General features: G+C 37.8%; 34 protein-coding genes and 1 riboswitch. Of the genes, 11 read left to right on the top strand and 23 right to left on the bottom strand.

Annotated features, from left to right (window positions below):
- Positions 1 to 648: 648 nt before the first annotated feature.
- From J2Y67_RS04355 to J2Y67_RS04305, 11 genes are all read right to left on the bottom strand, one after another.
- The gene (locus tag J2Y67_RS04355) at positions 649 to 1,137 is read right to left on the bottom strand and encodes a peptide ABC transporter substrate-binding protein (RefSeq protein WP_310171044.1); all 489 of its coding nucleotides are present in this window, start codon (positions 1,135 to 1,137) and stop codon (positions 649 to 651) included.
- A 90-nt stretch (positions 1,138 to 1,227) separates the two neighbouring features.
- Positions 1,228 to 1,725: a GNAT family N-acetyltransferase gene (locus J2Y67_RS04350; RefSeq protein WP_310171042.1), complete on the bottom strand. Its 498-nt coding sequence runs from the start codon at positions 1,723 to 1,725 to the stop codon at positions 1,228 to 1,230.
- A 1,040-nt stretch (positions 1,726 to 2,765) separates the two neighbouring features.
- The gene (locus J2Y67_RS04345; RefSeq protein ID WP_310171040.1) at positions 2,766 to 3,740 is read right to left on the bottom strand and encodes a quinone oxidoreductase family protein; all 975 of its coding nucleotides are present in this window, start codon (positions 3,738 to 3,740) and stop codon (positions 2,766 to 2,768) included.
- A gap of 8 nt (positions 3,741 to 3,748) precedes the next feature.
- Positions 3,749 to 4,528, bottom strand: a complete 780-nt coding sequence (locus J2Y67_RS04340; RefSeq protein WP_310171039.1) for an enoyl-CoA hydratase/isomerase family protein — start codon at positions 4,526 to 4,528, stop codon at positions 3,749 to 3,751.
- Positions 4,529 to 4,581: 53 nt separating this feature from the next.
- Positions 4,582 to 5,649, bottom strand: coding sequence for a phosphotransferase family protein (locus tag J2Y67_RS04335; RefSeq protein WP_310171036.1), 1,068 nt, complete (start codon positions 5,647 to 5,649; stop codon positions 4,582 to 4,584).
- A gap of 88 nt (positions 5,650 to 5,737) precedes the next feature.
- Positions 5,738 to 6,304, bottom strand: coding sequence for a TetR/AcrR family transcriptional regulator (locus J2Y67_RS04330; RefSeq protein ID WP_310171033.1), 567 nt, complete (start codon positions 6,302 to 6,304; stop codon positions 5,738 to 5,740).
- 83 nt (positions 6,305 to 6,387) lie between these two features.
- The gene (locus tag J2Y67_RS04325; RefSeq protein ID WP_310171032.1) at positions 6,388 to 7,161 is read right to left on the bottom strand and encodes an SDR family oxidoreductase; all 774 of its coding nucleotides are present in this window, start codon (positions 7,159 to 7,161) and stop codon (positions 6,388 to 6,390) included.
- 14 nt (positions 7,162 to 7,175) lie between these two features.
- Positions 7,176 to 8,384 (bottom strand): acyl-CoA dehydrogenase, encoded by a 1,209-nt coding sequence (locus tag J2Y67_RS04320; RefSeq protein ID WP_310171031.1) that lies wholly within the window; start codon positions 8,382 to 8,384, stop codon positions 7,176 to 7,178.
- A gap of 94 nt (positions 8,385 to 8,478) precedes the next feature.
- Positions 8,479 to 8,673: a hypothetical protein gene (locus J2Y67_RS04315; protein ID WP_198308717.1), complete on the bottom strand. Its 195-nt coding sequence runs from the start codon at positions 8,671 to 8,673 to the stop codon at positions 8,479 to 8,481.
- Between the two features lie 150 nt (positions 8,674 to 8,823).
- Positions 8,824 to 9,801, bottom strand: coding sequence for an alpha/beta hydrolase (locus J2Y67_RS04310; protein ID WP_310171026.1), 978 nt, complete (start codon positions 9,799 to 9,801; stop codon positions 8,824 to 8,826).
- Positions 9,802 to 9,814: 13 nt separating this feature from the next.
- Positions 9,815 to 10,357 carry a helix-turn-helix domain-containing protein gene (locus J2Y67_RS04305; RefSeq protein ID WP_310171024.1) on the bottom strand — a complete coding sequence of 181 codons (543 nt, stop codon included), beginning with the start codon at positions 10,355 to 10,357 and terminating at the stop codon, positions 9,815 to 9,817.
- 161 nt (positions 10,358 to 10,518) lie between these two features.
- On the opposite strand from J2Y67_RS04305, the gene J2Y67_RS04300 reads away from it, so the two are divergent.
- Entirely contained in the window at positions 10,519 to 11,397 is an 879-nt protein-coding gene (locus J2Y67_RS04300) for a VanW family protein (RefSeq protein WP_310171022.1), read from the top strand.
- Positions 11,398 to 11,429: 32 nt separating this feature from the next.
- On the opposite strand, the gene J2Y67_RS04295 is transcribed toward J2Y67_RS04300, so the two are convergent.
- The 3 genes from J2Y67_RS04295 to J2Y67_RS04285 form a co-directional block, all read right to left on the bottom strand.
- A complete protein-coding gene (locus J2Y67_RS04295) occupies positions 11,430 to 11,708 on the bottom strand; it encodes a hypothetical protein (protein ID WP_310171020.1) in 279 nt (92 codons plus the stop codon).
- A gap of 94 nt (positions 11,709 to 11,802) precedes the next feature.
- Positions 11,803 to 12,384, bottom strand: coding sequence for a YkoP family protein (locus J2Y67_RS04290; RefSeq protein ID WP_310171017.1), 582 nt, complete (start codon positions 12,382 to 12,384; stop codon positions 11,803 to 11,805).
- Between the two features lie 125 nt (positions 12,385 to 12,509).
- Positions 12,510 to 13,319: a metallophosphoesterase gene (locus tag J2Y67_RS04285; RefSeq protein ID WP_310171015.1), complete on the bottom strand. Its 810-nt coding sequence runs from the start codon at positions 13,317 to 13,319 to the stop codon at positions 12,510 to 12,512.
- A 186-nt stretch (positions 13,320 to 13,505) separates the two neighbouring features.
- On the opposite strand from J2Y67_RS04285, the gene J2Y67_RS04280 reads away from it, so the two are divergent.
- From J2Y67_RS04280 to J2Y67_RS04270, 3 genes are all read left to right on the top strand, one after another.
- Entirely contained in the window at positions 13,506 to 14,216 is a 711-nt protein-coding gene (locus tag J2Y67_RS04280; protein WP_310171013.1) for a class I SAM-dependent methyltransferase, read from the top strand.
- Between the two features lie 133 nt (positions 14,217 to 14,349).
- A complete protein-coding gene (locus J2Y67_RS04275) occupies positions 14,350 to 14,592 on the top strand; it encodes a hypothetical protein (protein ID WP_310171010.1) in 243 nt (80 codons plus the stop codon).
- Between the two features lie 120 nt (positions 14,593 to 14,712).
- Complete coding sequence (locus tag J2Y67_RS04270) at positions 14,713 to 14,967, top strand: sigma-G-dependent sporulation-specific acid-soluble spore protein CsgA (RefSeq protein WP_310171008.1); 255 nt, start codon at positions 14,713 to 14,715, stop codon at positions 14,965 to 14,967.
- 314 nt (positions 14,968 to 15,281) lie between these two features.
- Here J2Y67_RS04270 and J2Y67_RS04265 read toward each other — a convergent pair whose 3' ends face one another.
- Positions 15,282 to 16,151 (bottom strand): YitT family protein, encoded by an 870-nt coding sequence (locus J2Y67_RS04265; protein ID WP_396954044.1) that lies wholly within the window; start codon positions 16,149 to 16,151, stop codon positions 15,282 to 15,284.
- 171 nt (positions 16,152 to 16,322) lie between these two features.
- Positions 16,323 to 16,478, bottom strand: coding sequence for a hypothetical protein (locus tag J2Y67_RS04260; protein WP_310171002.1), 156 nt, complete (start codon positions 16,476 to 16,478; stop codon positions 16,323 to 16,325).
- Between the two features lie 369 nt (positions 16,479 to 16,847).
- Between J2Y67_RS04260 and J2Y67_RS04255 the strand changes: the two genes are divergently transcribed.
- The gene (locus J2Y67_RS04255; RefSeq protein ID WP_310170999.1) at positions 16,848 to 17,132 is read left to right on the top strand and encodes a hypothetical protein; all 285 of its coding nucleotides are present in this window, start codon (positions 16,848 to 16,850) and stop codon (positions 17,130 to 17,132) included.
- 22 nt (positions 17,133 to 17,154) lie between these two features.
- Here J2Y67_RS04255 and J2Y67_RS04250 read toward each other — a convergent pair whose 3' ends face one another.
- The 3 genes from J2Y67_RS04250 to J2Y67_RS04240 are packed head-to-tail and all read right to left on the bottom strand — an operon-like array spanning position 17,155 to position 20,077.
- Positions 17,155 to 18,954, bottom strand: a complete 1,800-nt coding sequence (locus J2Y67_RS04250) for a DHA2 family efflux MFS transporter permease subunit (protein WP_310170995.1) — start codon at positions 18,952 to 18,954, stop codon at positions 17,155 to 17,157.
- 9 nt (positions 18,955 to 18,963) lie between these two features.
- Positions 18,964 to 19,629, bottom strand: a complete 666-nt coding sequence (locus J2Y67_RS04245; protein ID WP_310170993.1) for an HlyD family secretion protein — start codon at positions 19,627 to 19,629, stop codon at positions 18,964 to 18,966.
- Between the two features lie 7 nt (positions 19,630 to 19,636).
- Positions 19,637 to 20,077, bottom strand: coding sequence for a MarR family winged helix-turn-helix transcriptional regulator (locus J2Y67_RS04240; RefSeq protein ID WP_310170991.1), 441 nt, complete (start codon positions 20,075 to 20,077; stop codon positions 19,637 to 19,639).
- A 27-nt stretch (positions 20,078 to 20,104) separates the two neighbouring features.
- Here J2Y67_RS04240 and J2Y67_RS04235 point away from each other — a divergent pair, with 27 nt between their 5' ends.
- Entirely contained in the window at positions 20,105 to 20,272 is a 168-nt protein-coding gene (locus J2Y67_RS04235) for a hypothetical protein (RefSeq protein ID WP_310170988.1), read from the top strand.
- A 46-nt stretch (positions 20,273 to 20,318) separates the two neighbouring features.
- Here the strand turns inward: J2Y67_RS04235 and J2Y67_RS04230 are convergent, their stop codons facing one another.
- Positions 20,319 to 20,660 (bottom strand): YmaF family protein, encoded by a 342-nt coding sequence (locus J2Y67_RS04230; protein ID WP_310170985.1) that lies wholly within the window; start codon positions 20,658 to 20,660, stop codon positions 20,319 to 20,321.
- Positions 20,661 to 20,806: 146 nt separating this feature from the next.
- On the opposite strand from J2Y67_RS04230, the gene J2Y67_RS04225 reads away from it, so the two are divergent.
- The 3 genes from J2Y67_RS04225 to J2Y67_RS04215 all read left to right on the top strand — a co-directional run bounded on the left by J2Y67_RS04225 (position 20,807) and on the right by J2Y67_RS04215 (position 22,188).
- Positions 20,807 to 21,010 (top strand): DUF1657 domain-containing protein, encoded by a 204-nt coding sequence (locus tag J2Y67_RS04225; RefSeq protein ID WP_071358225.1) that lies wholly within the window; start codon positions 20,807 to 20,809, stop codon positions 21,008 to 21,010.
- Positions 21,011 to 21,104: 94 nt separating this feature from the next.
- Entirely contained in the window at positions 21,105 to 21,308 is a 204-nt protein-coding gene (locus J2Y67_RS04220) for a DUF1657 domain-containing protein (protein WP_310170980.1), read from the top strand.
- A gap of 19 nt (positions 21,309 to 21,327) precedes the next feature.
- On the top strand, positions 21,328 to 22,188 hold the full coding sequence (locus tag J2Y67_RS04215) for a DUF421 domain-containing protein (protein WP_310170977.1): 861 nt from the start codon (positions 21,328 to 21,330) through the stop codon (positions 22,186 to 22,188).
- Between the two features lie 41 nt (positions 22,189 to 22,229).
- On the opposite strand, the gene J2Y67_RS04210 is transcribed toward J2Y67_RS04215, so the two are convergent.
- Positions 22,230 to 23,198: a DMT family transporter gene (locus J2Y67_RS04210; RefSeq protein WP_310170976.1), complete on the bottom strand. Its 969-nt coding sequence runs from the start codon at positions 23,196 to 23,198 to the stop codon at positions 22,230 to 22,232.
- Positions 23,199 to 23,362: 164 nt separating this feature from the next.
- The gene (locus J2Y67_RS04205; RefSeq protein WP_310171183.1) at positions 23,363 to 23,662 is read right to left on the bottom strand and encodes a nitroreductase family protein; all 300 of its coding nucleotides are present in this window, start codon (positions 23,660 to 23,662) and stop codon (positions 23,363 to 23,365) included.
- On the opposite strand from J2Y67_RS04205, the gene J2Y67_RS27895 reads away from it, so the two are divergent.
- Positions 23,654 to 23,740: a winged helix-turn-helix transcriptional regulator gene (locus tag J2Y67_RS27895; RefSeq protein ID WP_396954042.1), complete on the top strand. Its 87-nt coding sequence runs from the start codon at positions 23,654 to 23,656 to the stop codon at positions 23,738 to 23,740. The genes J2Y67_RS04205 and J2Y67_RS27895 overlap by 9 nt on opposite strands.
- Positions 23,741 to 23,780: 40 nt before the next feature.
- Here J2Y67_RS27895 and J2Y67_RS04200 read toward each other — a convergent pair whose 3' ends face one another.
- Positions 23,781 to 24,596, bottom strand: a complete 816-nt coding sequence (locus J2Y67_RS04200; RefSeq protein WP_310170973.1) for a YitT family protein — start codon at positions 24,594 to 24,596, stop codon at positions 23,781 to 23,783.
- 323 nt (positions 24,597 to 24,919) lie between these two features.
- Positions 24,920 to 25,111: riboswitch (Lysine riboswitch) on the top strand.
- A gap of 141 nt (positions 25,112 to 25,252) precedes the next feature.
- Here J2Y67_RS04200 and J2Y67_RS04195 point away from each other — a divergent pair.
- Positions 25,253 to 26,734 carry an amino acid permease gene (locus J2Y67_RS04195; protein ID WP_310170968.1) on the top strand — a complete coding sequence of 494 codons (1,482 nt, stop codon included), beginning with the start codon at positions 25,253 to 25,255 and terminating at the stop codon, positions 26,732 to 26,734.
- Positions 26,735 to 26,780 lie beyond the last annotated feature (46 nt).

The raw sequence follows: 26,780 nt of genomic DNA, 5'->3' as shown, positions 1-26,780 counted from the left end.
AACAATGGCAGCACTTTGATGAACGGAAAGACCGTAAGATTCTTGATATTTAACCCGACCAATTAAAGAAGAATAGTATGCGGGTACTTGTGCAAGAGTAACTTCATCTTTTATGCATTTTTGACATAAGGATAGTAATTATTTTTCGATAGACAAAGTTACTGCTCATAAGATTAAATATCTTTCATATTATATTAAATAACTCACGGGCTTGTTTTTGAGTTAAAAAAATAGACATAGAGACACCACTATACCTATTTTACAATTTATCAGAATTGTTTCTATCATTTTTTGTACAATCTACTTTTTATTACGAAATCCTTCTTCCGCTAAACTGCACCCATCTTGGATAGTTCATCCGGTGAATGACATTCTTCGCCAGCTTAAAGATTAATTTTATAAAGGATAAAATTGTGTGATATTACGCCAAGAGACCCTTTAAGGGTCTTTTTTATTGATCTATGACTATCAATCCGATTTTTATTTTAAGTTCGTATCCTATATTCCAAAACCTACCCTAATGTTGTATCACTTTATTTAGATACTTCTCCACGAACGTTGCTTTTCCCTATTCCCGAAAGACGCCCTTTTCTGGAATAAGACCGAGTGTTTTTAGCTGGTTTTTGAATTAAAGATACAACAAAAAATTTAACTAATCCAAGTCTCTTCTGACTCTTCGACTTGCCATTTTCCTTCTTTGAAATGGATGGTACCCTCTACACCAATAGCTCCTTTCGCAGAACGATACTTGGAACCTTCAAAAAATACTTTGTTAAAGAGTTTGTATTTAATATTTTCAATTTTTAATAGTACTCCTTTTTCTAGCCCAATTGTATCTGTATTAAACAAACCCTTTTCTTCTAGTTGATCTAATGAGGCATCCATTACACTCACTTTATACTTTTCCTTGAGATACCTTAAAATTTCTTTCTTATCTTTTTCTTTTAGTTCATCAAAATTACTCATATCAACAGCTATATACTCTAGATCACTACTTAATGCATCATCTTTTTTCATTATCTCTTCTAATGCAATACTGTAAATTTCACCCAAGTGTTCTTTTGGATTTTCACCATTAGAACAAGCAGCCAAATTTAAAGCAAAAACAAATATGAAGATTACATGCTTAATCTTCAAATCAGTCCCCCCTTTTACTTATTAGACGAAGGGTAAATGGTTTACGATTCTCTGTTGAAGAAAAGCGCTCGATAATTGAAGAAGAAACTTCTATAAAAGTTTAGACATATAGTATTCATCAACAAATTCTCCGTCAATGTATAACGATTGTCTTTTTGTGCCTTCGATTTCAAATCCTATTTTTTTATATAACCGCAATCCAGCTTCATTTCGAGTTACTACGGATAATTCTAATCGATGAATATTATGTTCCGATGCCCACTCCTCTAATTGTTTAAATAGTTTTGTTCCAATTCCAATCCCTCGATATTTAGTTAAGATACCAATAACAAGATATACAGAGTGCTTGTTTCTTTTGACATTACCACTAATCGCAATTAGGTATCCTATTAATTCATTTTTTTCTTTTGCTACAAAAATAGTTGAATTACACTCTTTTTCCATTTGTTCCAATCGTTTTCGTTGTTGTTCAGCGGTAGTTTTTCTTTCTCCGGATTCCATAAGCATAAAATCAGCCTCTGCTTCAACTTGCTTAATTAAATTTATAAAATTCTCTGCATCTTCAGGTTTTATCTCTCTAATTAGCATAAAAATACCCCCTGCATTCTATATTCCAGCCCATTACTTCATTACAATTATCCCAAAATATGTAAGATCACTCAATCATTTATTCCAATAAATATGTAAAAGCACGTTAAATTAAGAACGTACTTTTACATTGGGATGGTGATGATCGGTATGCCGGGAATGCAACGAAAGTTGTCTCGATATCCGCAACTTTATTCTCGAATTGGTTTTTCTCATGAGTACAAGACGCTACATTTATTTTAGAAAACCGCTTGAGAGAGATTAGTAGTTATAAAAGGATGGATCATTTTGAGAACTATGAGGCAATGGGAGAGTTATTTCGTGTTACACGTGGGAACTTCTGAATACTAGATCGAATGCTTACTCAAATTGAACAAATCATGAAAATTAATCATCTATCCAGTATCAATAAAGGGGTTATTGATACAGCAAAGAGTATTCTTGTAATTGGCAAGTAACAGAGCTTACATCTGTTACTTGCCAATTTTTTTGAAAAAACATACGACAAAACAAATGAAAAGTAATACTTCTGTCCAATAAAATCCTGTTTTATAGACACTTTTCCTCCGACACTAGACTTTTGTCTATATAATCCATTTTTATAGACACTTCTCCTCGCCGACATCGGACTTTTGTCTATATAATCCATTTTTATAGACACTTCTCCTCTCTGACATCGGCTTTTGTCTATATAATCATGTTTTATAGACACTTCCCCTCGCCGACACTAGACTTTTGTCTATATAATCCATTTTTATAGACAATTCTCCTCTCTGACATCGGACTTTTGTCTATATAATCATGTTTTATAGACACTTCCCCTCGCCGACACTAGATTTTTGTCTATATAATCCATTTTTATAGACAATTCTCCTCTCTGACATCGGACTTTTGTCTATATAATCATGTTTTATAGACACTTCCCCTCGCCGGCACTAGACTTTTGTCTATAAAACCCTCTTTTAATCCTTGAGGAGAATGTTTTGCCCTTGCCGTGTGCCCGTGCATCTCATGTTTTCACCACCTTGGGCACTTTCCACTTACGGCTCCAAGATCAGCTTCCCGCTCGTTTTTCGCGATTGCAGCAATCGATGAACAGAAGCAGCTTCCTCTAATGGGTAAACCCCGCCAATTGTCAGTTTGAGTTTCCCCTCACCCAAATAAGTAAGCAACTCCACTAAACTTGGCTGCAATAACCCCGGTTTTCTCATAATTTGCGGCAGGAAAAAGCCAATAACCGATTGGTTTCGGGCCATCAAGCTAGACGGATAAAAATGGCTTTGCTCGCCGCTCGCCACCCCATAAATCACCAATCTTCCGAAAGTAGCAAGGCATTTAAGAGTCTTATGAAAAACATCTCCCCCCGCCATTTCAAGAGCAACATCGACACCACTCCCATCAGTCGCCTCAAGCACCTGCTGCTCCCAGTCCGGTTCGGTATAATTTACTAAAACATCAGCACCCATTTCAGCTGCAAGAGTCAACTTTTCAGCACTGCTTGCCGTAGCAATCACTTTCCCCGCACCAAACAACTTAGCCAGTTGAACGGCAATCGTCCCAACACCGCCGGCTGCCGCATGAACAAGGACACTTTCGCCCTTTTCCAACCGACCCATTGTTTTTAAAATATGATAGGCACTTAAGCCTTGGAGCGGCAATGCAGCTGCATGCTGAAAATCTAATTGTTCAGGAAGCGGGATCAAGAAGCGTTCATCCACAACAGCATATTCCGCATAACCACCACATTCAATCAATGTGACAACCCGGGTTCCAGGCATCACATTTTTAACTTGATCACCGACCCCGCTGACCACTCCGGCAATTTCTGCCCCCGGAATAAATGGCAGTGGTGTCGGAACCACATACTGACCTTCCCTTCGTGCCGTATCCGCATAATTGACACCAATGGCTTTAACTTCAATTATCACCTCACGCCCTTTGGGTATAGGCTTTTCACTTTCTACCAACTTAAGAACTTCCGGACCGCCATATTCACTAAATTGTATCACTTTCATCCTATCTCCTACTTTCCTTTAAATATCGGCTTTCTTTTATCTTTAAAAGCCGCAATCCCCTCTTGATGGTCCTCTGTTTGTACCATTAACGTCTGGGTCAGCCGCTCCTCTTCAAGAATTTCCTCAAGTGTTGCGGTAAACGAATGATCAATGAGTTTCTTTTGCTTTCCAAATGCCTTGCCCGGACCATGAGCCAATTTTAATACCAATTTCGTTGTACCCTCCTGAAGCTTTTCTAATGGAAAAAGGAAATTAATTACACCCAATCCATAAAGTCTTTGTGCTGAAATCGGTTCTGCACTTAAGAAAAATTCTTTAGCCAAATGCGGACCGATCAATCTCGGCAGAAAATAAGAGCCGCCGCCATCCGATACCAGTCCAACCTGTGAAAAGCTGAGGGCAAACTTACTGTCCTCTGCCGCTGCGATTAAGTCACACGCGAGCGCTAGGTTAAATCCGGCACCGGCGGCAAAACCATGAACCGCCGCAATGATTGGTTTTTCAGTTGCTTTCATCGTTAAAATCAATTCATTGAGCTTGCCAATATGCTCGTAAGCCTGTGCCGGATCTGCCTGCCCCATCGTTTTCACATCACCGCCGGCACTAAAGGCCCGACCGGCTCCGGATAAAATAATTACCTGAACATCCGCATCAGCCTGTGCATCACGAATGGCACTTGTTAATCCTATAATCATCTCGGGGCTGAACGCATTTAAGCTTTCCGGCCGGTTCAACGTTAAAGATAAAACCGGGCCTGATTTTTCGACGATTAAATGTTCTTGAGTCATTTCCAACTTCCTTTCTCACTGGTTTTTATCATCAATTTATCTCATACAGACTGTCATATTCTAGAAATACTTATGTCATGCTTAATTAAACTTTTCACCAAATCATTAAATTGAGCGAAGCGCGAATCATTTGTCTGCCCCTTTTTATAACGGTAATAAATTTGTTGGCAAATAACCGCAAGCTTAAAGTAGGCAAAAGTTAAATAAAAATGAATATTAGTTACATCCCGCCCACTCTTTTTTGCATATAAATCGATAAATTCATTTCTCGTTAAAAATCCTTCAAAAACCGTTACCGGCGGCCTACCAAATGCTTTTTTCAATAAATCCGGATCATCTGCTTGTATCCAATAACTCATCGCTGCCCCTAAATCAACAAGCGGATCACCGACTGTTGTCATCTCCCAGTCAAATAATCCCACCATTTCCGTTAAATCTTGATTAAACATCGCGTTATTCAATTTATAATCGTAATGGATGATGGCAGCCTCATGTTTTTTCGGAGTATGATCCACCAGCCATTTCATTAATGTAATCACTTCAGCAACCTCATCCGTCTTCGCCCGTTCATAACGCCCTATCCAGCCATGAACCTGTCTTTCCATAAACCCATCCGGCCTACTTATTTCGACAAGACCTGTCTGTTGATAATCAATCGAATGCAGATCAACAAGCCTATCGACGATTACTTCAGAAAGCTGGCGGCAAAGCTCTTTCGTTACCCTGACCCCCTTCGGGAAAGAAGTATCAAGAACAATCCCATTTTTTCTTTCCATGATAAAAAACGGAGAGCCAACAACCTCTAGCTTATTAGAAAATAATAACGGCTTCGGTGCCACTGGGAAAATCGGATGAAGTTCTGAAAGAATTTTACACTCTCGTTCCATATCATGAGCTTTTGGAGCTACAGGACCGAGCGGCGGGCGCCTTAGTACGGCTTCCCAATCCCCGACCTTTATTTGATAGGTTAAATTTGAGTGCCCTGCTGAAAATTGCAAAATTTCAAGTGGACCATTCGGTACATTTTCAATATTTTCCCGTAAAAATTGTTCCAGAATAGGAAGATTTACTTCCTCCCCCTTCCGAACTGGAATTGTATCCTGACTTATTTGATGTGGCATCGTATCCCTCCACTTTCATTCAAACTTTCATACCAACTAGTCAGTATGCAAATAATAGTAAAGGGTGATAAAATACCCTCTACATGTTTTATTTTACTTGAATCCCTTTTAGAATCATTTCCACAAAAATCTCCACAACCTCACGATCAGAGGATTTACCGGTCGGATTAAACCACTGATAGCTCCAATTTGTAATGCCAAGAATCCCAAAGGTAATGATGGCAGCATTTAAATCGGGACGGAACTCGCCGAGCTTCATTCCTTCGTTAATCAAACCTTCTATATTCAAGCGGAATTGATCCCTTTTAGGGATCACCAATGTTAGGCGTTCCTCACTTAAATTCTTCATTTCTCTAAAAAAGATTTTTGCTGCCTGCCCCTGCGTTTTGATATTCGTGATCAGCATATTGACAATTTCAAATAATTTTTCCTTACAGCTTTTCGCAGGATCATTTAAAATCCGTTCCTGGTGCTGGAGTAATTCATTGATATAGCCAAGATGTATATCTAAAAGCAATTCTTCTTTACTGGAAAAATAATAATAGAACGTTCCTTTTGTTACACCGATCGACTCAACTAAATCTTGTATGGAGGTTTCGCTAAATCCCTTTTTTTCAAATAAACGGATGCTTTGTTCTGTAATTTTTTCTTTCACACTTATGTCCCCGCAATCTGTTAAAAATCTAAGAAAAATTATACCATATCTAGAATCGCTCCCTTAACACGCATGTATACTTTTTACATTGCTGATGTACCGCCATCAACCACTAATATAGTACCTGTAACATAATTTGAGGCATTTGAAGCAAGGAAAAGTGCAGCACCTTTTAAATCATCATCTGTTCCAAAACGCCGTAAGGGTGTACCAGCTAATATCGCTTCTTTCCCAAATTCGATTAACCCCTTTGACATTTTCGTTGGGAAAAAGCCCGGAGCAATCGCATTCACATTGATATTATATTTTCCCCACTTTACCGCGAGATCCTTTGTAAAGGTAATAACGGCCCCCTTACTTGTGTTATAGCCAATCGTATCCATCAATCTCGGGTCAGTACCCCCAAGGCCGGCAACGGAAGCAATATTGATAATTTTTCCGGATTGCTGTTCAATCATCACTTTTCCAACCGCCTGACTCATTATGAAAGTTCCTGTCACATTCACATCGATGACCTTTTTCCAAGCTTCCAGCGGCATTTCAGCTGCAGGAGCGCCCCATGTTGCCCCACTGTTATTGACAAGAATATCAATTGAACCAAAAAACCCTTTTGTTTCTGCAACAACATGGGCAACATCATCGGAACTTCCAATATCACATTTAAGTGCCAAAGTTTTTACACCTAGCTTTTCCAGGTTCTCCGCAACTTCCTGACAGGCTTCCACCTTCCTGGAGCATAAAACAACATTGGCCCCCGCTTCTGCAAAACCTTGGGCAATTTGAGCACCAAGCCCACGTCCGCCTCCCGTAACTATCGCTGTTTTCCCGGTTAGATCAAAAAGTTTTAAGACTTCCATTTTAGGATTCTCCTTTATTGGTATTTTTTTAATTCAAGCTTGGCAACCTGTGCTCTATGAACTTCGTCCGGTCCATCCGCAAGACGTAAGGTCCGGGAATTCGCCCATAACGCAGCAAGCGGAAAATCATCCGAAACGCCGGCGGCACCAAATGCTTGAATAGCGCGGTCGATTACCCGGAGGGCCGTGGAAGGTGCAACCACTTTGATCATCGCAATTTCCGTTTTCGCCTCTTTATTACCGACGGTGTCCATCATATAGGCAGCCTTTAAAGTTAGAAGCCTCGCTTGCTCAATCTCTATTCGCGAGTCGGCAATCCATTCTCGAATCACGCCTTGGCTTGACAATGGTTTGCCAAAGGCCACACGACTTTGGACGCGCTTACATAATTCTTCAAGCGCTCGTTCTGCAGACCCAATCAACCGCATACAGTGATGGATTCGTCCTGGACCGAGACGTCCCTGTGCAATCGCAAATCCCTTTCCTTCTCCCCAAAGAATATTCTCTGCCGGAACTCGGACATTTTCATACGTGATTTCACCGTGGCCGTGCGGGGCATGATCATAGCCGAATACTGGAAGCATCCGTTCAATTTTTACTCCGGGTGTATCGAGTGGTACGAGAATCATCGACTGCTGCTCATGACGATTAGCATACGGATCCGTTTTCCCCATGACAATCGCGATTTTACAACGCGGATCCCCGGCACCTGAAGACCACCATTTCCGGCCATTGATAACATACTCTTCTCCATCCCGTTCAATTCTTGCCTCAATATTTGTCGCATCCGATGAAGCCACATCCGGTTCCGTCATCGAAAAACAAGAGCGGATTTCGCCCGCTAACAAAGGCTTTAGCCACTGCTCCTTTTGCTGTTTGGAACCATAACGGACAAGTACTTCCATATTTCCCGTGTCAGGTGCATTGCAATTAAACACCTCGGGACCAATCAAAGAACGCCCCATAATTTCACACAATGGCGCATATTCCAGGTTCGTCAGACCTGCCCCATATTCACTCTCCGGTAAAAATAGATTCCAAAGACCCTCCGCTTTTGCTTTCTCCTTCAATTCCTCCATGATTGGAGGCACTGTACTCCAGCGACTCTCCTGGCGATTTAATTGCTTTTCATACACATGCTCATTCGGATAAACATTCTTTTCCATGAAATCTGTTAATCTCTGTTGTAAATCTCTTATTCTTTGAGAATATGAAAAGTCCACTTTCTCCACCTCTTTCTACATACTAACCAGTTGGTATGTTATAGCTACAATTATACTCTATGAATTTTATTATTCAAATAATTTTGTAAATATTCTAAAATCTTTTATTCATCTGTTTCTGTTTTTTCATGACCTCATAGTATTTTTCAATAATATCTGTTAAAACATCCCCTTTATACACTCGGCCAAATTTAAGGTTTTCCTGATAGTATTCGACAATTTCATCCAGCTTTACAGCAATTTCCTTCGATACTCTTACATTTAATTGAACACGTCCATTTTCCGTCATGATTTCCACTCCTATTTATATGATAGCTAATTGCTAGCGCATGATATCTTTCCGTTATAACTACTGCAACTATACTATTTTTCTACAAACTTTTCATTGATTTTATAAAAAAACAGCGAGGAACAATTAGTCCCCCACTGTTTTAAAAAATTATACAATTACTGAATCATCTGATTTTTTGTCAATTTGGTGTTTATTGAGCCATTTTTCTACCAATGCTAAAAGCTCAGGGTGAATAGGCAGATTTCCATCTGCAACAATGTCCTTTTTTGCAGAAAGGATGTTGGAGGTTTGAGCTTGAAATTTACATGAATGCCCCATATTTTCAACAATATAGTATTCCACATCCCCCTTCACGTATTTTGGAAGATCCTCTAAATCCTTAGGATTTGCCTGAATATCCCTTGCGCCTGTAATTGCTAAAACTGGGCAAGAAACCTTAGCCAAGTCTTCTCGCACATTATATTGAAAATGTTCCCGCATCCACTTTGCATTTAATTTCGTAAATCCAATTTTCATGACCTCTTTATTTGAACTAAGGACCTTATCTGTCAATTTTTGCGCTTGTTTTTCAATTTTATTTTGTACTCCTAATAAACGAAACAAGAACCCTTGAAAGCCCTTTGCCGTTATTACGTCCCGGGCTGCAATTTCCCGTTGATATTTCAATGCTTCACTCAAGGTTGAAACAGCGCCAGAAAGCAAAATTACCCCTGCTAGTTCTTCTCTTGCTGCCACTATTGTGCCAATCATACTTCCTTCACTGTGGCCTAATACAAATACTTTATCGGGGGCAATCTCCGGCTGATTTTTTAAAAATTGCACCGCTGCTCTTGAATCATCCACTAAATCCCAAAGTCCTGTTTTATAATAATCCCCTTCGCTTTCTGCAACTCCCTGCTTATCGTAGCGCAAGCTAATGAATCCTATAGACGTTAAAAATTCAGCTAACTGGCGATACAGTTTTAAATCCAGCTTTTCATTTACTTTTCCATTGCGGTCTAATTTCCCCGTACCACCTATGATCAGTATTGCCGGCCGATGTTCTTCCCGTAGATTAGGTAAACAAAGCGTTCCTTTTAGCGCAACCTTACTTTGAATTGTTACATCCTTCTCCCTAAATTCCATCGCGGAAATCCCCCTATTGTTTGTTTTTTTTATCCGGGATGATAATGGTACCAATCGTTCTCCGTGTTCTTTCCTTTGAAGGTTTATTATTGATTACTTTTGAAAAAGCCTTAACAAGTTCGTGGGTAAACTCAGAAAATTCATCATCACTTAAATAAATAGAAGCTTGGCGAAAGGTTACTCCATCTGCAGCAAAATCTTTATATTCCTGTTTTAGATACTGCTCAAACTCCGCCATTAAATTAGCCATAAATTTAATAAACAATCCCATTTGCTCATCCTTGGATAATTGATTGATTTCTTCAGAGCCAATTAAAGATTTATTTGGATTTTGAATGGAATAAACTTTTTCGACAGTTCCCCGGTTCGGAATCTCCTCAATCACATGAATGATTTCGGCTTCAGCTAATTTTTTAATGTTACGATATAGTGATGCTTGCGGGATATCTGGAAGCAATTCTTTCAATTGCTGGGCAGTGAGTTGTTGGTTTATTAAGCACTGTATAATTCTCATACGAACTGGATGCAATATAACATCAACTGTTGATTCCTTCATTATGATCCATGCTCCTGTTTTTTTATTATCATTATCATTAATGATAATATTATACTATTTGATATTTGTAAAGGCTATAATGGAAAAATAGTTAATTTTTTTCCAAATTTATTACATGAAATCATTTTTTCGAACCATCCTAAAATGAGGAGGGTTGATAAATGTTATCGTGGTTATTTGGATTAATGGTTTTTACGGGACAAATGCTCCCTCAGGATACATTGTCGATTACAAAGGATGGCCGAACTATATCTGTTGTTAAGCGCGCAGAATTCTCCTATCAATATCCCGGGTTACCGATTATCGCTGAAAAAAAATACAATTCATTTCTAGACCAGCTGGATCAGCAATTAACGGTTCCTCCACAAGACGCTAAGCTTGACACCAATGGGAATATTGTAGCGGAGCAGGTTGGTTTTCAAGTTTACCGCAAAGCGTTTACTGAGCAATTTTATGCCTTTTATTTTGGAAATAGCTCGGTTAACCTTGAAATTCCCATGCTGTCTGTTTACCCAAGAGTAGATAGTGAATTATTAGCAGATATAAAAAGTAAACGAATTGGCCGATATGTAACCTCATTTAATTCGGGAAATAGAACTAGAACCAATAATATAAAATTAGCCGTAAAAGCAATCAATAATTATGTCGTTTTTCCTGGTGAAAAGTTTTCCTTTAACGGTGTGGTTGGAAAAAGAACAGCAGAAAAAGGGTATTTACGAGCTCCCGTTATTGTAAGGGGGGAATACGCTGAAGATATTGGCGGGGGGATTTGTCAGGTATCCTCTACCCTTTTTAATGCCGTTGATAATGCAGGTCTGCAAATTGTCCAGCGGTTTTCGCACACCAGAGAGGTTCCTTACATCCCTAAAGGACGTGACGCAACTGTCAGCTGGTTTGGACCTGACTTCGAATTTAAAAATAAATACAATCAGCCGGTATTAATTCGTGCTAGAACACTTGGGAATTTATTAATCATTAAACTTTATTCCTCTGAGGTTATAAATTATCAGCCAAAAGAAGTTCCGAATCCCCCATATTGAAAAAGTCCGCTAAAAGAAGCGGACTTTTTTCACTATTGCCTTTTATTTCTTAACGCACTTTCTAATAACTCCTCAGAAAACTCTGTTAAGGCAGCGTTATCCATCATACTTATATTAGTTTTAGGAGTAAAGGTTTTCACCATATTTTGCATATTTTGTAAAGGAGGTACTGAAATTTTGCGTTTTCCTTTTGTAACTCCATAAACAGCGGCACTTATTCCAAGTCCAAAAAGGGAAGCCCACATGGCCCCTCGACTTTTTCGTTTTCGTTTAAACATATTGAAAAACGGCTGGATTTTTACGTTCCTCATCTCAAAAGCACTCCTTCAAATTATAATGAAAAGGTTTAACCCTTTCATTAGCTTAATTTGTGCACTTTCATCCAGCTTATGTTTGGAAAACACCTCATTGATTGTTATTTGTTAGGAGATTACGCCCATATCTTTGATAAAGCTTATCTTTAGACATCAATAAATAATTCAGTTTATTTTTTTGAAAATTTCTGAACGATGATTTTGTAAGGAGAAAAATGGGCAGTTGACCGACTTTTTTGACACGTCGGTATAGGCCGTTTGTTGGTCTAAAAGTTTCAAACCCTAAAGGTACAACCGCTTTATTAATTGTCGTGATTCCTATAATTCCTTTTATTTGCTCTTCTCTTGGATGAGTGTTTACATAAAGGGCAAGTGATGGCATCGAACTTAGTACTATCTTATAGATCAGCCTTGCCCTGTTCAAGTCATTTTTAATTTTTATATATTCATTCAGGAGTCGGACATTGTGTAAATGAATCTTTATTAGAAGATCATTACGGCAAATTTTCGTACCGTCTGAAAGAATTACGTTTTTCCCTTTATATTTAGTAATTCGCACCCTAAAAATTGACTTTTTCTTATTTTCTTCATGGATATAATGTAATCGTGAACATAAATAAAATAGCGGATCAATTAATTTCCAAATCCATAAAATCGCTAGGCGTATGCTCATGGCCTGCTCTCCTTCTCCCAGTATTCCTTTTTAGGATGTTTAAGAATCACATTTTTAGCAATGGTAATGTCAGGATATGTTTATGGATTTTAAAATGATAAAAGCCGGGAAAAGTTCCCCGGCTTTTACGAAATTTGATGGTAGGTTATTTCTGGACGACTGCCAATTCGGATATTCACTCCTGTTTGCCCTAAACCTTCACTGATATAAAAAGGTTTTCCTTCATGGTAATGTAATCCTTTTATAATGTTCATTCGAATAAGCTTCCCCATTTTTAGCAAATGATAAGGCTTGGGCCAATGGATTTGCCCGCCATGAAAGTGACCAGATAGAAGATAATCATATGGATAGTTTTTCATTTTTAAAACCACATTAGGATCATGGGTCAAAACCAAATTGTAGCCCTCTTCCAAGTTCCTGTATGATTTTTCCACATCACTTCTATGTGAATGGTGGTCATCAATTCCAATAACGTTAATCACTTTACCATCAATTTTGAAAGAAACGTGTTGATTTTGAAGGGTAATACAGCCATTTTCTTCTAATGTTTGTTTAAGCTCTACGAAATTTTCATTTTTTAAATAATAATCATGGTTTCCAAATACAGCAAACATTCCAAATCTCGGATTCAAACGGGATAGTACTGAAAGATATGGAACCAATTTTGGTATACTTCTTTTTCGATCTAAAAAATCACCGGTTAGCGCAATTAAATCAATTGGCTGACTTGAGACAGTTTGATACAATTCCTCCGGAGAAACCGAAATATTTTCAAGGTGCAGGTCAGATAGATGAAGGATTTTAAGCGGTTTTTCCGTTAATTTTGAATGTGAAACCGTTATGTTATTTAAAACAACATCTTTTGTATTTTTATGTGCTTTATAAATAAAATAAATTCCGGCAAAACAAAAAAGGAAACCAAGTAAATAGAACAAATTATCCCCTCCCACTTTCAAGTATAGTGGCAGTTGAGAATTCCTTATAGTGGGAGTTAATGGGATTTACTTTTTTGTTTACATAATAATATTATTATCAAATCAAATAAAATTATATCCTTGAAAAAGAACCCATCCACATCCTTTTACATAGTATGCAAAAAAGAGATTTGGGTGGTGTGTCTGGTGGGAGCCTTAACATATTTTGATTTTTTAGCCAAGTTTGGTGTTGGCGGTGCTCATCCCGGTGGTATCATATTAACAAAGGAATTACTTGCAAATGAAAAAATCACCAAGCAATCACATATATTAGACGCTGGATGCGGAACCGGGCAAACTGCGGCATTTTTAGCCCAACAATACCAAGCAAATGTTACGGGGTTGGAAATTAATCCAATCATGATTGAAAAAGCGAAAGACCGATTTCAAACAATGAAATTACCGATTCAGATTTTTCAAGGATCCGTTGAAGAAATTCCATTTCCCGACAATTCCTTTGACTTTGTTTTATCGGAGTCCGTCTTGGCCTTTGTGAATAAACCAAAAACTCTAAAAGAATTCTATCGGGTTTTGAAAAAAGGAGGTCGCTTTATTGCCAATGAAATGACTATTAACCAAAAGCTTTCATTGCAGGAAGAGCAAGAAATCAAACAATTTTATGCAGTGGATTCTTTATTGTTAGAGAAAGATTGGAAAGAGCTATTAGAAAAAACGGGATATAAAAATATTGAAGTAACAACACAAAAACAGTCCTTAGCTGAGGGGAACCATGCACCGGAATTCAATTTTTCGGCTAACTTCGAACCTGAATTATTTGCAATCTTCAACATGCATGCCAATATGATTCTAAAATATCAGGATGTACTTAGCTATCGAATTATTACATGTACAAAATAATGATTGAAAAAGCCTTTTCCGTGAAGGAAGGCTTTTTTTGAATTTAAAAGGACAAGACATGGCTAATCGCCCTCTCAACTTGTGGACTTTTTTCATAATTTATAGCAAGTCCCTTACGAAAGGAGGATTTTTCATGAAATTTGATTATGGAAAAGCACGTCAATTAGAAGGTCAAATGATTCGATTTAAAAACGAAAAGGGAGACTGGGTAATTGGAAAAATTGTTAAGGTAAAAGAGGACGGTTTTGAAGTAGCTGAATTAAATTCAAAACAACCAAATGAAGGATATGGATTTGGATTTTTCCCTGGTCCATTTTTCGGGAGACCTTTCTTTGTACCGTTTGGTGTTCCATTTTTCCCATTCTTCTTCTTTTAATTACATTTAGAGCAATGCTTCCGAGCTTGCTCTTTTTTCTTTCACTTCCCTCACAATTGAACGTATATAAAAACTTTTCCGTTAAAAAATAAGAACGTGAAAGGTTTGGTGAAATGAAATATGGACAAAACTTTGGGATATCTTCGTGAAATATTGTCAAATTACAATGACGAGCATCATTCACAGGGCCGGCATCTATTTCGAAAGGTATCAGAAGGTCAATTTTCCTCTGAAGGGGATTTTGTTCGGCATTTAAATCAAAAAGAAATTGAATTTTTAAATGACATCCTGCCAAGAGAAATTAAATATGCAAAAGAAGAACAAGATGAAAAAAGAGCGCATGAATTAAATGAAGTATATGAGTTATTATTTTAACTTTCATAAAGTAAACTCGCCCACTGGCGAGGCCCTAAGGGCGAAGACAGAGGCGTAGTTGCAGTTATGCCTGATAGGAAAGCTATGCTTTCTATCGGCTAAAAAGATGGCAGCGAGATTCTGCCATTTTTTTAGCCGGATAATTTCCTGTATTTTCTGATAATATTTCCTAGGTAAGCGCATATTACGACAAAATCCATTTTATTTCCTCTTTTGATTCATCAGCAAACGACAAAATTCTTCGCGTAGTTACTCTGTTTCTGACATGGAAAATAATATTTCCGGACCTAAAAAAAAGAAGCTATTATAAGCTTCTAATGAATATCTTTTTTCTTAAATCTTCCACCACGGACTTCAGCGATATCCGCAACGGCTAAAAAGGCATGATCATCATTTTCGGAAACGATTTCCTTTAATTTTGCCTCTTCAAGACGATTGATAACACAAAAAATTACTTTTTTATCATCGCCGGAATAGGCACCCTCCCCCTTCATGTAAGTCACGCCGCGACCAAGACGGCTCATGATGGCATCCCCTATTTGTTTAGCGTTGTCACTTATAATCCAAACCGATTTTGATTCATCAAGGCCGGTAACCGTGATATCAATCGTTTTGTAAGCAACAAAATAGGCAATTAATGAATACATAGCCCGATCCCATGAAAAGACGAAGCCGGCACTGCCAAGAATGAAGAGATTAAAAAACATAATAATTTCCCCAACCGAGAACGGGAGTTTATTGTTAAAAAGAATGGCAAGGATTTCAGTTCCGTCTAAAGAACCTCCATAACGAATGACAATTCCAACTCCTATTCCGAGAATAATCCCCCCAAACACTGTTGCAAGCAGAATATCCTGCGTAAAGGCAGGGACTGGATGAAGTAATGTGGTAGCAATGGAAAGAATAATAATTCCATAAAGAGTGGATAAAGCGAAGGTTTTTCCAATTTGTTTATATCCAATGTAGAAAAACGGGATGTTTAGAATAAAGAGGAAGATACCTATTTTCCATCCGGTAATATAGGAAAGCATAATGGAAATTCCAGTAATACCTCCATCAATTACATTATTGGGAACGAGGAAAATTTCAAGCCCAACTCCCATTAATGCCGCCCCGAGCGTGATTAACAAGATTCTTTGAAATATTTTTCTTTTCGTTAGTCTTCTGTGCTGCATTCTTTCCATAAACGCTTCCTGCTGTTCAGCTAAAGAAATATTTTGAATTTCTGACATTAAATTTCCCCTTTCAATGGATGTTCTTCTTTAAGTATATCGGACTATGGATGATATTAATATCTATTTGTTCAATAATGCACAAAAAATCTGCCTGGTTTTACAGGCAGAACGATTGAAAAATTAACTAGGATCTACTTCATCATATGAAAGGGTCGTGACACTTGTGTATTCTCCTCTATCAACCTCTTCTTCTGTCGCACTTTGCCCTAGTTCTTCTTGATCATCCATTCCAGGTGCAACAGTGGGTTCCTTTTTCTTATCCTTTCCGTTCAACATAAACAAATCAACTCCTTCTCCCTAATTTTTTCCTATAATATCTGTGTTTATTCCTAAAAAAACAGTACAAAGCTCTACATAGTAAATCAACATTGACATTTAATATCCAAAAAATAAAAAAGCTGCCGTTAGAGCTGGCAGCTTAAAGGTATAAAACATCTTAGGGGACCCAACCATGACATCTGCCAATTTGTTTATTCATTACCCTTCCGATTTTTCTGGAAGTTTTAAACAATCAGCCGATGGGTGTTTGTTCCGTTGAAGGAATTAATTCTCATGGTAAATGGAATTCAAATTCCTAAAAAGAAACAATTTTTTTGATGTATTACCGTTTTAAAGACTCATTTCCATTCCATTTGGTTCGGTCTCATGGCAATGAAATACTTAATTGGAAAAAGGTTAAGATTATTAATATTGGCATTCACCCTTTCCATTTTATTAATCCATCGCTCCTCCTATCCAAGTATTGGTACAGATTTCCTTACTACTCGTTCACAAACGGAACGAACACGTATGGTTGAGTCTCCTAAGATGTTTATTTATTTTATTAATCTCTACACCTATAGTATAGCACCGAAAAGTGAGTATCTACCGATTACCTGTGACAAAAATGTGAAATATTTGGAAATTATTATAAAAAATAGGGCTCAGTAATCGCTGAGCCCTATTACCTTGATTATTGTTCTTTTATACGTGCGCGTTTAATAAAGAAAGCAAGAACTAGCGCAACTGCTGCTATAGCTGTTGCAACAACGAATGAATCATTGATTCCTTCAATGGTTGCTTGTTTCATTGTCTGCCCATAAATCATAAACAATCCCAGTTGGTTACCAGTCTCTAAGGGCACATGGGCAAGAGCTGCAATACCTTGACCAATTTGTGATACCTTTCCTGCGATAAATGGGTTTGTACTCGTAATGAGGTTTGAATATTCACCCATATGAGCACCCTGTCTTGTCGACATAACCGTAACCAGAAACGCTGTTCCAATACTTCCTGCAACCTGCCGTGCAGTATTGGAGGCAGCAGTACCATGGGCGCCAAGATGACGCGGCAATTGGTTTAGGCCTTCGGTCATAACCGTCATCATTAAAAATGACATTCCAAACATCCTCATAACATATAGAAATAAAATATGAGAATAACTTGTTGTCATACTTAGGGTAGTAAATTGCCAAGTTGTGATGACCGTAATCGTTAATCCGACAACGGCTAACCATCTTGCTCCGATTTTATCAAATAATGCACCGGAGATCGGCGACATAATCCCCATCACAATTGCTCCTGGAAGTAACAGAAGACCTGATTCCAATGCAGTAAAGCCGCGAATATTTTGCAGATAGATTGGCAGTAAAATCATTGCGCCAAACATCGCCATATTAATCATCATACTAATAATCGTCGTTAATGCGAAAATATCATATTTAAAGACGCGCAGTTCTAACATTGGATGATCGGTTGAAAGCTCGCGAATGACAAAGGCAATTAATGCGACAATACCAATGACAAGGGAGATCACTACTGTACCGCTCGACCAGCCTTTACTTCCGGCTTCACTAAATCCATAAAGCAGAAAACCAAATCCTAATGTTGAAAATAATACCCCTGGGAAATCGAATTTGGGATTAGTAATTTTCGTGACATCCCTCATCCATAAAAAGCTTAAGATTAAATCAATGATACCAATTGGGATAACAATATCGAACAATAATCTCCAAGAATAATGCTCAATCAGCCAACCTGATAAGGTTGGACCAATAGCAGGGGCAAACAGCATAACAATCCCCAACATCCCCATCGCCATTCCGCGCTTTTCAGGAGGAAAAATGACAAAGAAAACAGTCATCAAGAGTGGCATAATGATACCTGCACCTGATGCTTGAACAATCCTTCCCAACATAAGGAAGCTAAAGTTTGTTGAAAACGAACAGATAAACGACCCGATTGTAAAAAGTATAATCGCCGTAATAAATAACTTTCTTGTACCAAACTTTTCAATTAGATAGGCTGTGATCGGGATACAAATTCCGTTCACAAGCATATAGCCCGTGGATAACCATTGAACCGTTGTTGCTGAAATATTTAGATCTGACATGATATGTGGTATGGCAACATTGAGCAGTGTTTGGTTTAAGATCGCAACGAAGGCACCTAACATCAAAGCGGTAAGAATCTTTCCTTTTCCTACTTCCTTTTTCGATTCTTTCACCCTGGATAATATTGATGGCTCCTCTTCCTCAATTGGTTCCACATTTGCTTCTACATATTCAAGTGCAGGTTCTGTAATCGTGGATTCCTTTAATAAATCTTCTACTTGTTCTTCCATGTTTTTTTTGTGATTCTCTTCCTGACGGACCAGGGTTGAATCATTTACAGAACGCTTCTGTTGTTTTCTGCTTTTTTTCATAAACATAAAATTTAAAAGTAATAACACCAATATGCTTAAAATGACATAAACCGTGATATATAAAGACATCTGTATCACCTACTTATGAATTCTCACGGTCACGTTCATACCAGGGATAATTTGTAGTCCTTTGTTATCATCAATTGAAATTTTAACAGGAATAACCTGGGTAACTTTTGTATAATTTCCAGTGCTGTTTGAGCTTGGTAATAACGAAAAAGTACCTGAAGTGGCAAGACCCATTTTCTCAACGGTTCCTTTTAATGTTGTATTTGGAAATGCATCGACATAAATATCAACATCTTGTCCCTCAGCTATTTCATCAATGGAGGTTTCCTCGATATTGGCTGTTACCCATAATTTATCAAGATCAAATACTTGAGCAAGTGGAGTGCCAGCAGCTACAAAGGAGTTTTTAACGGCGTTTGTTTGCACCACTGTTCCACTAGAAGGAAGGGTTATATTAATGGAAGTTGGTGCAGCAGCTGCCCCTGTCCCCGTTCCTGCAGAAAGAATCGTTCCGATTTTTTCATTTTTGGAAAAATGATCGCCGACATTTCCTGTCCAATCTGTTAATTTTCCATTGGCTGGTGCAGCAACTGTAACCTGCTGCCCTGCAATTTGAGCATTATCTGTAGATAAATAATTTACTGTTTTGTTATAGTAGGAATAGGCTGCAAAACCCCCTCCAACTAAGATAATTAAAATTAAAATATTTAACAAAACCATCCGTTTTACGTTCATTAAAAAATTATTCCTCCTTAATTGAAAGCTTCGATAAGATAAGCTTGTGTAAACTTAATAGATGTTCAATTTCTTCTTTTGGTAAGGCCATCACATCATTTAATTTTTTTATTAAGACAGATTCAGAAGAATAAACTTGATCTAATAACTCTTTTCCAGCTAGTGTTAAATGAATCGACACCGCTCTGCGATTTTCAGGCGGAACAATCCGCTCCACTAATTCACTATGAACTAATCGATCGATAACCCCGCTAACTGTACTGTTTGTTAACCTTAATTTATCCGCAAGGTCGCCCAAACCAATATTAGGGTTTGAGGAAATTCTATAGAGAGCCTTTAGTTGAACCACCGTAATGCCCATTCGATCTGCCTCTGATTTTACAAGCCTATAAATGGCCTTGTTAATTTCAGAAAATGATTCAACTATTACGTTATTTAATTCGTACATTTCTTCCTCCTTTCCCTCGGCAATCTAATGTTTTCTAATCAAATATTTCGTATGCGAAATGATTTATTACAAGATAGAATTATAAATAGTTTCCCTTTAGTATGTCAACAACAAAATATTTCACCCTTACCTAAAGAAAATACTGAATTAGGTAAAAAACTCCCTCCTTTTCCCAATGGAAAAGAGGGAGTTTAAACATCAAAGGTCTCTCTTCTCAGGAAGAGAGACCTTTTTGATTTAGTTATTTCGTGCCTGGTGCAGGCTGATCAACACCTTTCACATGATGAGTATGACCATCAGCTTCAGAAGTGTGAAAATCATAATAATGAACATGCATACCTTTGCCAACCGGAATCGCTGGACCTGAATATGCCCGATAATGATGGGTGTGGCCATCTTCAAATAAAACGTATCCTTCTGTATAGTGAATATGACCCCCATCTTGGGTTGGGATTGCAGGTGATGTCACATCTAAACATTGATGTAAATGTTTTCCACTTATCCCCGTATAATCAACTGACCCATGATTATGATTCGGAACAAACCCCTGAACAAAATCATCTTTTCCGATTTTTTCTCTCACACTCTTCCCTCCATAATAAAAAATTCCTACTGCTTATCTATATGCACGAAATTTTGAAAAAAGAAAATAAAAATGTACATAGGCAACGGTGCAAATCCGCATACTACTTTTGTACTTGAAATCATTGATGAAAGAGGGATTATTAGATGACAGTCGGAACACAAGTAAAGCAAGCCTTAGCCAGCTTAAAAAGTGCCCAAGCAAGTTTTGAAACCTTCGCATTAGCCACTGATAACCAAAATGCAAAACAGCTTTATCAACAAGCTGCCCAGCAAACTCAATCAGTATTAGATAGCTTGGAGCCGCGCCTACAAGAAATTCAATCTGAAGAGCCACAATATAACCAATAAGAAGAAAATAGGTTGGCGTTTCTGCCAACCCATTTTTCATTTCAATCGTGAATCCCACTACATATTAAAGTCCTTCAAGAAAGGAAGATGCATTGTGACCATTGCTTCTAATGTAAAGACCACTCTTGCAACGCTTAAAGATATTGAAGCACAGTTATCAGCTCTAGCTCTGAATTCACTTGATGAGGAAGCGAAAAGAGTATTTCATGAGACTGCCCTTACATTTGAACATGTAAAAAAAGACATTCAGTCAAGGGTATATGAACTTGAACGTCAAGAACCACAATACAAAGGATAATGGATTGAGGTGAGAAAAGATGCCTGGATGGGTTTTAATTATTGCTCGATCACTAATCTTCTTATTACTATTATTTTTAACCACAAAGCTCCTTGGAAAAAAACAAATTTCTCAGCTCTCCTTTTTCGAATATGTTGCAGGAATCACCATTGGAAGTATTGCAGGTGAGGTGGTAACCGGATTAGAGAGTAATATGGTGCATGGAGCAATTGCAATTATTGTTTTTGGACTTGTAACCTTTTTAGGAGATATCCTTTCATTAAAAAGCAAAAAGTTCCGTGATGTCATGGATGGTAGGGGAGCCGTCGTTATTAAAGACGGACGGGTTTTAGAAGAAAATTTAAAAAAGGAAAAGTACACAATTGATGAATTATCAGCCCTTCTCAGGCAAAAGGACATTTTTAGAATCGCAGATGTCGAATTTGCGGTACTTGAACCAAGAGGAAATTTAAGTGCTTTGTTGAAAAAAGAGAATCGACCGCTCACTCCAAAAGATTTGCAAATGAAAACGGCAAATGAAAAAGAGCCCCAAACGATTATTATGGACGGAAAAATTTTAGATGAAGCACTTCGTTCTTCAGGAAAAAGCCGTGGCTGGCTTACTACAGAATTAGAAAAACTCGGGGTTACACTTGATAATGTATTCATCGGACAGGTGGACTCATACGGGGAATTAACAATTGATATTTATGATGATAAATTACAAGTCCCAAATCCCCAGCAACGTCCACTGTTAATGGCGATGCTGAAAAAAACTCATGCAGACTTGGAATTATTTTCGCTTGCCACTAACTGTAAGGAATCAAAGGACATGTATACGAAAAATGCAGCCATTGTCCAAAATGCTATCGATCAGTTAGCGCCTTATTTGAATGGTTAAAAAGAAAGATCCTTATTCAAAGATAAGGATCTCTTCACATTTTAAGCGTTTATTTTCATTTTACGCGGTACCACCATTTTATGGGAGATATAACTATGGAGAATCATTCCCGCCATAACCAAAAAGATTCCCCCCCACGATAAAGCGGACGGCAGTTCTGTGTTTAGCAGGATTAGCTCACCGATTAATGCAAATAGCACCTCCATGGATTGCGTTGCTTCAACAGCCGCCAGTTTTTGCATATTTCCTCGTACAAGATCCGTAGCATGGAAAAATAAAACCGTTGCAATGACTCCAGAAGAAATCGCAACGAGACCTGATTGAATGGATTGAGACGTACTTGGGGGACCCACTGTGATCAGTCCATAAACCGCTAAAACAATCCAAAATGGGAGACTGGCCAATGTCATCCCTAAAACTCTTTGAAAAACATCCAATCTGCCGCCGCAAACCTCCATCATCTTTCGGTTTCCCAATGGATAGGCGACTGAAGCAACTACAACCGGTATAACTCCTAATGCAATATTCATCATTGAAAGATGACCGGCTTGTTCGATTTGCATAAGAACGATTCCAAGCAAGATAATGCCAGACATGGCTAATCCTTTTAAGGGAATTTTCCCTTTCATTTGCCTTGGACCCTTATTGGTCATTACCGTTTCATAAAATAGCGGTGCTAATAAAGAGCCGGATATAATCGTAATTTGCCAGGTAGCCGCAATTAACCATCCAGGAGCAAATGATGCCGAGAAACAAATCGGTGCATAAAACAGACCAAAACCTATAGAACTCCATTTGAACCATAACCAAGGTTGATTTTTCATTTCACTGAGAAGCGGTTTTAAATTTTTTCTCCCCATTACAATCACTAAAAGGAATGGAAGCATGAAAAAATATCTTAATGAGGCACTCCAAATCCAACTTCCTCCAGATAAATCCATTGCCCGATTTAATATGAAGGTAAATGCAAAAAAGAAAGCGGCAAGGATGCCTAAAATAATGGAACGCAAGCTTTCCTCCCCCTCTACTCTACTTGATCTTCTTTTCTAGAAAAAAACAGCATTTTTCGACAATTCTTACTTTTTTAGTATAACAGATTTGTAAATTTTTTGTTTTTTTTCTTTCTTAAGATATTGGGACAAAAAAATAACCCCGGCTGCGGGGTTATTTTACATTAAATATATTCTAATAATACTTCATCTAAAGGCATTCTTGTCGTTTTATAAGCAGTACCTGCCGCTTTTCCTACCGAAATTAGCACAACCGGAAAAAAGCGGTCAAAAACATTAAATCTTTTTGCAAATTCTTCCTTGTTAAAGCCGCACATTGTAACGGTATCATAGCCTCTATCTTTCGCAATTAACATTAACTGCATGGATACAAGTCCAGCGTCAAAAGAAGCGATATTTTTCCTTGCTTCTTCTGGGGCTTTGCTTCCGTTAGCATTTCTCTGATTTCTTCTTAGCTGGAATATGAACTAACAAAAGCAGGAACGGAACTTGAAGAAGTAATTAATGCCATAATAAAATGGGTTAAAAATAGGGAAAATTAAAAAGCAAAAGGATTGTACCTAATAAGTACAAGCCTTTTGCTTAATTTGGACTTGGCCGATGAAACAGACCCATTACTTCGATTGTTTCAGTAATATTGACAAAAGCTGAAGAATCCACCTCAGAGATGAGATTTTTAACATCATTTAATTCATACCTGGAAATAACCGTAACTAAAATATTCCTTTTGTTATTGGAGTATCCGCCCACTCCATCCATAATCGTTAAACCTCTGTACAAATTAGTCAGCAGATGTTTCCGCATTTCTTCGCCTTTTTCTGTAATAATCATAATGGTCAGCTTAGCGTGATCTGTGTAAATGGCATCCACTACTTTTCCGGTAACAAAAATGGAGACTAATGTATTGAGTGCTGTATCCCAATTAAATAGAAATCCACTGATAATTATCACTACACCGTTCATACCAGATAAAAGCGTACCAATTGGAAAATCCATTTTTCTCGCTAGTATCATGCTAATTATATCGAATCCGCCAGTTGAACCAGAACAGCGAAATACCATCCCGACACCCAGTCCGGTTATTGCCCCACCAAATATAGAAGAAAGTATTTTATCTTCAGCGATGGCATGAACGGGAATGATATAAAGACCAACTGAAATAATGATTACGGATAGGATTGATTGAATAATAAATTTTTTGCCTAGCATTTTATATCCGATAATTAATAATGGAAGATTTAAAAGGAAATTCGCAAATCCTGTATTAAGCGGGGTGATCATCCCCAAAATCATGGAGATTCCGCTCATTCCACCACTTAAGACTTGATGAGGAATTAAGAAAAGATTAAATCCCAACGCTACAATGAGAGAACCGAGAAGTATTCCAAGAAATTGCAAGAAAGTGTCCCTCCTACTATCTATCCTTTTCAAATATCATACCTATTCTCGGAGTCCAAGTAAATTTAATAGTTTTTTACAATAATATACAATTATCAGACAAATTTAAATTTTCTTTTATTAATCTTTTCGGATATTTTACCAATATTATTGAAAAATCCCTAATAAAATTGAATTTTTATGTAAGATACGTACTATTTATTCATAGTTGTATTTTTCCTTATTTTGATGGAAATTATTCTTCGAGTAAAACAATTGACAATTCCTCAATAATATTTATACTTTAGTAATATATTAACTTAAAATGTAAATCCTCATCAAACCGATGAGGTAGAGGTCGCGGTTTTTATTAGTAAAGCGGACGAGATGCCAGAGACATCATTAACTCCGTTTGAAAGGAAAAGCTGCCGAAGTGTGCTTTTATCTCTTAAAAAAGCATGCTGGGGCTGTCTCCGAATAGGAACAGAACTGTCATGATTAGTTCTACCAGCTAATCGTGTTGAGCTATCTTTCGGAAGGTATGATGCGGGGTATTGATATGTCACCTGAATCTACTTCGGTGGCATTTTTTATTCCAAACTCCTTCCTATTAGAAAGCTATAGCATCTTTTTTTGATGCTGTAACTAGACAGTAAAAGAAAAGGAGTAAAAATAATATGCAAACTTCACGTGTATTAAAAGAAAATACGAATGCTGATATTCTTATTTCTAATAAAGAAGAATCTGGATTAAAACGCAGCTTAAAAGCTCGCCATCTCACAATGATTTCACTTGGAGGGACAATCGGAACCGGATTATTCCTTGCTAGCGGCGGCTCGATCGCTACTGCCGGTCCTGGTGGGGCGATTCTTTCCTATCTGGTCATTGGGATTATGGTTTACTTTTTAATGACAAGCTTAGCCGAAATGGGTGCCTATATGCCGGTTGCCGGAAGCTTTAGTACGTATGCAACTAAATTTGTTGATCCTTCCCTAGGATTTGCGCTTGGCTGGAACTACTGGTATAACTGGGCGATTACCATTGCAGCAGAATTAGCCGCAGTTACAATGATTATGAAGTTTTGGTTCCCGCACACCCCATCTATTTTGTGGAGTGCCATTTTTTTAGCGATTATGTTTCTATTAAACTTTATTTCAGTAAAAGGCTTTGGTGAAGCAGAATATTGGTTCTCCTTAATTAAAGTTGTTACGGTTGTCATCTTTATTATTACTGGAACCTTAATGATATTCGGTATTATGGGCGGACATGTGATTGGCTTCAAGAATTTCACGGTAGGTGATGCTCCATTCCATGGCGGATTCATGACCATGTTAGGTATCTTTATGGCAGCAGGATTTTCTTTCCAAGGCACTGAGCTTCTTGGAGTGGCTGCAGGTGAAACAGACAATCCGGAAAAATCAATTCCTCGTGCTGTTAGACAAGTATTCTGGCGTATTCTTTTATTCTATGTTTTAGCCATTTTGGTCATCGGATTATTAATTCCTTATACAAACGGTAACCTTGCAAACAGTGACGTAACAGTTAGTCCATTCACGCTCGTATTCCAAAAAGCAGGTATTGCTTTTGCAGCATCTGTCATGAACGCTGTCATTTTAACTGCCGTATTATCAGCAGGAAATTCAGGTATGTATGCCTCAACCCGTATGCTTTGGGATTTAGCACGTCAAGGTAAAGCCCCAAAATTCCTTGGCAAATTAAATAAAAATGGTGTACCCGTTAATGCTTTAATTGTCACTACCTTAGTTGGTACTATTGCATTTCTTGCTTCCTTCTTTGGAGATGGAACAGTATATATTTGGTTATTAAATGCTTCAGGAATGTCAGGTTTCATCGCTTGGCTTGGAATTGCAATTTGTCATTACCGTTTCCGTAGAGCCTATGTTGCACAAGGCAGAGACTTAAGCAAACTTCCATATAAATCAAAGTTTTTCCCATTTGGTCCCATTTTCGCTTTTGTCGTATGTGGATTCGTCGTTTTAGGACAAAACTATTCCGCGTTTACGGGTGACCATATTGATTGGAATGGTGTATTAGTCTCCTATATCGGATTGCCATTGTTTATCGTCCTTTGGCTTGGATACAAATTTACAAAGAAGACGAAATTAATTCCTTTAGATCAATGTGATTTAAATAACTGATTTAAAATAGCACGCTTCGGCGTGCTATTTTTTTATTCCTTCCTAT

Source organism: Neobacillus niacini (genome assembly GCF_031456445.1).
In the GTDB taxonomy this organism is placed as follows: Bacteria; Bacillota; Bacilli; order Bacillales; family Cytobacillaceae; genus Neobacillus; species Neobacillus niacini_I.
Note: the sequence above shows the minus strand (reverse complement) of the source record. Positions and strands in the feature narration are given on the sequence as shown.